At 36.1% G+C, this 252-nt stretch carries 1 protein-coding gene; it reads left to right on the top strand.

Annotated features, from left to right (window positions below; genetic code table 11):
- The coding region (locus tag SB764_RS42865; RefSeq protein WP_410867157.1) for a hypothetical protein at positions 1–252 on the top strand (252 nt) is incomplete at both ends.

The raw sequence follows: 252 nt of genomic DNA, 5'->3' as shown, positions 1-252 counted from the left end.
AAAAAAGATGGAATTGTTGCTTATACAGATAGGATTTTTAGGCTGTTTGAATATAAAGAGGACAATGTGAGGCGTACGGCAAGATTAATGCTTGAGTTAAGGAAAAGGCTACCGAAGACGATTACACTTTCGGTAATGCCGATTCCACCTCGTAGTACGATTGTTGAGAAATATGGTAATCAAGAACGTTTATATAGTGACTATCTGAATTTGCTTGGTAATGAACTTACAGAGGATATCCACTTTATTGAT

This window comes from Paraburkholderia sp. SIMBA_027 (genome assembly GCF_046535315.1).
GTDB lineage: Bacteria > Pseudomonadota > Gammaproteobacteria > Burkholderiales > Burkholderiaceae > Paraburkholderia > Paraburkholderia tropica.
This window is presented reverse-complemented; position numbering and strand designations above follow the sequence as displayed.